Raw genomic sequence first — 4,351 nt, forward strand, 5'->3', positions numbered from 1 at the left:
ATCAGGGCCTGAGGCGATGGCGTCCTGCGCTTCGTCTCCACCTCCACCCCGCCACCGCTCAGCAGGTTTTTACACGGCCTCGACCCGTTGCGGACATTACTCTGCGAAAGCTCCGATTGACTCGTTGCCTACCTAACCTCGGAAGAAGTCAGCGGTGCATTGTGAAAATGACTCATATTCTCGAGAAAACTCAAATGCTCCGCCGTCATCTCCGTCGGCAACCATCGCCACTCTGCGGTCAGGTTTGCCAGATGCATTGGACACATTGATCTCAAAACAAATCTGTCCACCAAAACTGAAATCACGGCTTCCGAATTTCCAGTTTTGTCGTTTGATTACATCGACCGCCGCAGGAGCATAATGGCTGGCCAGCGCGTCGCTGATACGTTGTTCTGTTTGTTTATGCGCCCAAGCGTCGAGTGCTAGGAAGAGGATCACCAGAGCGGTCACCACCATCAAAACGGTGATCGCAACGCCTTTTACTAAGACGCCGACTACCTGCCATAAGCTCGATGTCTGAGGAACTACCATGGCAGCCTAATAGCACACCGGCCCTAACGTCCGCTTTCCACCCTTAGCGGACGAATGCCGGGTCCGCTGAGCGAACCCGGCTGTTGTCAGAGATCGATCTGCTCAGAGAGCTCCAAGGCGTCGTCAACCTCGATACCGAGGTAGCGGACGGTGCTCTCAAGTTTGCGGTGACCGAGAAGTAGCTGACAGGCACGCAGGTTGCCGGTCTTCTTGTAGACCAATGAGACCTTCGTACGCCTGAGGCTGTGGGTGCCGTAGGCCGCCGGCTCGAGATCGATCAAACGGATCCACTGATCGACCAGTCTCGCGTACTGCCGCGTGCCAATGTGACAGCCAGTGTGACTTCTGCTCGGAAACAGCCAGTCGTCATCACGCTGTCCTCGGATTTCCAGCCAAGCCCCGATCGCGTCGCGGGCCGGCTCTGTGATCTCGAAGGGAACTGGTCGTCCGGTCTTCTGCTGGATGACCGTTGATCGAAGCCTCAGTGAGCCGCCAGGCGCGACGTCACTCACCCGGAGCTTCACCAAGTCACATGCTCTGAGTTTTGCATCGAGCGCGCAGTTGAACATCGCGAGGTCGCGTACTCGCTTGGCGACCTTGAGCTGCTGTCGGATCGCCCAGATGTGTTTCGGCTTCAGCGGAGCCTTGGGGCCAATGAGACGGCCCGCGTTCCAAGGCCGACGAGGGATAATGAAAAGGTCAGACTGGCGCATGGCCAACCTCCCACGGATGGCCTCCCTGCCTGGGCCGATAGTACTCCTGTTTCGTCAGGCCTGCGCCAATAGCGGACATGCACTGATCGCCAGAAAGGCGACGTTTGGCTGTGCCTTTTGCGCTAGGGAACGTCAATTTTTCGGTCGGAAGCATTTGGCCACACTCGACCCAACAGAGAAGTTAAACGCGTCAGCTATCTGGCCGCTTCTAAGCTGATCACAGGCCTTGCTTCAGATTGAGCGGCTGTCGGGCCAATCCTTCGATACGCCTGCGCGACCGATCGTCAATGCATGCCACGGTGTTTGACGGGGAAGTTTGAAACCGGACTCTAGTTGTATCTGGCGTGGCCATGATGATCGATCGGGATCAGGTCAGGGTCACGCCGAGGATACCAAACAGCAACGCCAGATGCGGGAGCGCAAAACCGATCGTGAGCCAAACCGGACGATCAGGCCTGAGCTCGGGCAGGCTTGGCCATGTCATGACGGCGGCTCCTACGCCGAAGGCTCCTATGGTCAACGGGACCAGCCACCAAAGGGGGGAGACATAGTTCCAGGGGCCAAAGGCATGTAACACCACCATGGCAACGGCCGCGTCCAGCCCGGCGAGCGCCAGAGACAAGCCGGATTTTGCTGAGAACCGCCGCGGTCGCCTGCTAGCGCACAACGCGAAGGCTCCCGCACACGCGGTCGCGAGAACCAGCCAGATTAGTGAGATCATTGCGCACCAATGAGCCTGAACCCGAGACTGTCGACCGAGTTGGACGTGTTGCTGAGGATGACGACGGCGCGATCAGATCTGCGATCGAAGCCAATCCAGCTCGCAAAACCGGCCGTCATACCGTTGTGCCAGGTGACATCGCCAGTGATGTGCCATCCGTAACCGATCCGTGACCTCGCCCCGGCTGACCTGCGCGGTTCTGTGGCCCCTATCCCTGGCGCCGTGCCGTCCAAATGGGCACGAATATACTTCGTCATGTCCGGCAGAGTGGATCGGGCACTACCGGCCGGCGCATAGGCGCCAAGAGTCCAGGGATCTGTGGCTCTGCCCGAAGACGTGTAGCCAGACGGCGCACCGTCTTTCAGGTCGTTCTTTGACATTGGCACATAGGAGTTCTTCATTCCAAGCGGCCTGAAGATTCGCTCCTTGGCCAGGTGTGGGAATGGAGTTCCGGCCTTTCGCGCGAGCGCCTCCCCGAGCAGGGCGAAGCCCAGGTTCGAATAGCGGTACGCCTTGTCACCGACCTGGACGTCTCGGGAGTCCGAGATCAGCTCGTACAGGGTCGATCCATAGGGATCGCGCGACAGAACGAGCGCGACCAGGATGGACGGCAGCTTCTCCAGCGACATTACGACTCGGGGCAGGCCACTCGATTGCGTCGCCAACTCTTCCAGCGTGAGTGTGGATGATGCACTGCTGCCGAGGTCGAACATGCTGCCGAGGCGCGTACTCGCCTCCACCTCCCCCCGTGCGATCGCCTCAGCTAGCAAGGCGGCCGTGATGGTCTTCGTAACTGAACCGATTTCGTACTCGGTGCTGTCTGATGCGCCGAAATGGGCAACACGCAAGCTGTCCCCATCGATCACAGCCACGCTGAGCCTGTCGCGTGCGCCGGGGAAGGCATCGATGTGCGCGCCGACCTCGGTCAGAAGCTCTGGATCACCTTGAGTTTGGTCGGACAGTTGCAGTGGGCGCGGCATGGCCGCCATGCCGGTCACTACGACAGCGAGGGCACTCATGACGGCGATGACGGCCCTTCTGGGTCGTTTCATGGATGTTTGCCTGCTGCTGTGAGCTGGACCAGCAAAGGCACCACCCGTTCGGCTGGAAGTGTGACTCGCCCCGCCCGGACTGCTCGAGCCAGCCTTGGGTCCCGAAGTGGCTTAGCGGTGATAGAGCTGGCCCGCAAAGCGCGAGGCGACAAAATACACGAAAGCCCAATCATTAGGTCAAGCTAGAAGGCTTCGAGACGAACTCACAAGTTACGGTTCTGCAATCCACCCTTACTGACCATTCCCGCGACCGGTTTCCGGCCTGGAGTGCAAAGTCCGCCCTCGGTCTTAAAGCTCTAGACCACAATCGACCCGTAGCGGTCTTTCGGATGATCATCGTTACGGCTCTCCCCAACGACTTGACGATATGCGAGGATCATCCGGGGATTGTCCGTCGGCCGTCCTCAGATACGGGGAAGAAGATGATCATTGTTGCATTTTTGAGTGCCAGCCTCATGGCGCAGGATGCAGGACCTCCGATCATCACTCCCGTGAACACTGACGCCGCCGAAGCCGTCGCTGCATTCATGGGTCTGGGAAGATACGCCGGTACGTGCGCCGCTCACCTACCCGCCGGTGCCAAGGTGCGACTGGATAGCCTCACGTCCGATCAGGCACCTCCGGGCGTGCCGACTTGGCTAGTCTCGAGTTTCAGGCAGGGGTATGAGCAAGGTCTCGCAGACCCTAGCCGGCCTTACAAAACTGCTGCTGAATGTCGAGACTTGGAGCAGGCAGCAAACTCGAGAATGCAGGGCGCTGCGGAACGGCTAAAAGCCCGCCTTTAAGGGGTTTCCGCTCAGTTCCGCTAACGACCCATCTACGTCATATGGAAGGTCTGCTAAAGTGAAGCATGACCTTATCTCGAATCCCCGCTGCCTATTGGCTGCTCATAGGCCTCGGTGTCGTCAGCATCGGTCTTGTCGGGATGCTGTTCGTGCCAAAGGCGCCTGCTTGCGTCACAGACGGGACGCTAGAGGTTCGCGTAGCGGATACGGTCTGGGTGCTGCCCGAGGAAGAAGCTAGAGGGCTGACGGTTAAGCGAAAGAACGGATATGGGCACGTATGTGAGCCACCTAGCGGAGAAATAACGACTGACTTGCTGTCGATTGAAAATGTTGAACCTAGCGATGTTCTCATTTTGATTGAGCCCTATCGCGGAGGAACGAAATTTACGGAGCAGTTCAGCGCTAGGTGCATCGAGGCCCCATTCATCACCGTGGACGGCGAAAATCTGGGGCAGTGACGTGCCCCTGAGTTTTCATCCAGCGGCGACCAGAGTCCTTGGGTTAGTTACGCCTCGCAGCGTGGGGTGAGCAACAGGCCGGGCCGCGCAG

The 4,351-nt window shown here is 58.8% G+C and carries 5 protein-coding genes; 1 reads left to right on the plus strand and 4 read right to left on the minus strand.

Annotation, left to right across the window (positions count from 1 at the left end):
* Positions 1–132 precede the first annotated feature (132 nt).
* From HF680_RS15630 to HF680_RS15645, 4 genes are all read right to left on the minus strand, one after another.
* Positions 133–531 (minus strand): hypothetical protein, encoded by a 399-nt coding sequence (locus HF680_RS15630; protein ID WP_185225707.1) that lies wholly within the window; start codon positions 529–531, stop codon positions 133–135.
* 86 nt (positions 532–617) lie between these two features.
* Positions 618–1,244 carry a tyrosine-type recombinase/integrase gene (locus HF680_RS15635; protein WP_185225708.1) on the minus strand — a complete coding sequence of 209 codons (627 nt, stop codon included), beginning with the start codon at positions 1,242–1,244 and terminating at the stop codon, positions 618–620.
* Positions 1,245–1,611: 367 nt separating this feature from the next.
* On the minus strand, positions 1,612–1,866 hold the full coding sequence (locus HF680_RS15640) for a hypothetical protein (RefSeq protein WP_185225709.1): 255 nt from the start codon (positions 1,864–1,866) through the stop codon (positions 1,612–1,614).
* Between the two features lie 95 nt (positions 1,867–1,961).
* Positions 1,962–3,017, minus strand: a complete 1,056-nt coding sequence (locus tag HF680_RS15645; RefSeq protein ID WP_185225710.1) for a serine hydrolase domain-containing protein — start codon at positions 3,015–3,017, stop codon at positions 1,962–1,964.
* An 850-nt stretch (positions 3,018–3,867) separates the two neighbouring features.
* On the opposite strand from HF680_RS15645, the gene HF680_RS15650 reads away from it, so the two are divergent.
* Positions 3,868–4,260: a hypothetical protein gene (locus HF680_RS15650; RefSeq protein WP_185225711.1), complete on the plus strand. Its 393-nt coding sequence runs from the start codon at positions 3,868–3,870 to the stop codon at positions 4,258–4,260.
* Positions 4,261–4,351 lie beyond the last annotated feature (91 nt).

Origin of the sequence: Brevundimonas huaxiensis (genome assembly GCF_014218725.1) — a bacterium.
Taxonomy (GTDB): domain Bacteria; phylum Pseudomonadota; class Alphaproteobacteria; order Caulobacterales; family Caulobacteraceae; genus Brevundimonas; species Brevundimonas huaxiensis.

Bases quoted from the DNA above. Each gene is read 5' to 3' on its own strand.
- HF680_RS15645 (WP_185225710.1), bottom strand. From the start codon at position 3,017: ATGAAACGACCCAGAAGGGCCGTCATCGCCGTCATGAGTGCCCTCGCT.
- HF680_RS15635 (WP_185225708.1), bottom strand. From the start codon at position 1,244: ATGCGCCAGTCTGACCTTTTCATTATCCCTCGTCGGCCTTGGAACGCG.
- HF680_RS15630 (WP_185225707.1), bottom strand. From the start codon at position 531: ATGGTAGTTCCTCAGACATCGAGCTTATGGCAGGTAGTCGGCGTCTTA.
- HF680_RS15650 (WP_185225711.1), top strand. From the start codon at position 3,868: ATGACCTTATCTCGAATCCCCGCTGCCTATTGGCTGCTCATAGGCCTC.